At 39.9% G+C, this 973-nt stretch carries 1 pseudogene; it reads right to left on the bottom strand.

Annotated features, from left to right (window positions below):
- Positions 1-209 precede the first annotated feature (209 nt).
- A pseudogene (locus ASV53_RS24195) lies at positions 210-938 on the bottom strand (family 20 glycosylhydrolase); the annotation flags it as partial.
- Positions 939-973: the final 35 nt, after the last annotated feature.

A 973-nucleotide genomic window follows, 5' to 3' on the forward strand; every position in this document is an offset into this window, starting at 1 on the left:
GGTCTAACTCCCAATGAGTCAGAACGATTATATTGGGAAAGCTCTAAAACCGTGACCAATTTTAGTTGACCACTACAATGTTCATTACCCCACCCCCACACGTTATTCCAGAATATAGGATACAACTCACCATAATCGACGTTACCTGTACCATTATGGGTTAGCACATCACCCCAACTCGCCATTTTGAACCCATTCTGATTAATAATGGAAACCCAACGCATGAAAAAGTAATCAAATAACTCAGCATCTGTTTTGCCTGCGGTTTCAGGGTTTTGCTGTATAGCTGGCGACTTCGCCCACCATTCATTGGGCCCTAAATGAGGGAGTTCATCACCGCCGCCATGTAACCGAGTTATCTCCGCACTAGGCACGGCATCATACATTGCCTTTGTTTCGCTGATGACTTTTTCTAAGAAAGCATAAGTACCGTCTAGCGATGGGTTCACAATATTATCGGTATAGAACTGCGGTGTGTAATACTCAGATTTATCTAGAGGATCAATCAAACGATAGCGATTTGCTTCAACAAGATCTGTCTCTTTATATTTATTGTAACGGTACTCCATCGCTTTAATAGCAGCACGGGCATGTGCGGGAAAATCATATTCTAATATAACGTCAATATGACGATCGGCTGCATATTTTAATATGTCTTTAAAATCCTCAGTTGTGTAGTAACCCCAACCTTTGCCTAAAAAATTCTGCTGAGCAATTTCAAACCCTTGAAAGTCGGGTTTTACCCCATTATTCGCTTCTATAATATTCTTAGGCTTTCCTTCAATACCATCTCCAGTATTAAATTCATTGCTTGACCCCATAAAAGTATGAAGCATTTTTGTTTCACTTAAGTCATACCCTCGTTTTGCACCAAACTCGGTCAACTCAGGAAGACCTGGAATTTCTAAACGCCACCCCTCATCGTTAGCTACGTTCATTTCAAATTTATTAATTTTATAATAAGCTAATAAAT

Origin of the sequence: Photobacterium sanguinicancri, from assembly GCF_002265265.1 — a bacterium.
GTDB lineage: Bacteria > Pseudomonadota > Gammaproteobacteria > Enterobacterales > Vibrionaceae > Photobacterium > Photobacterium sanguinicancri.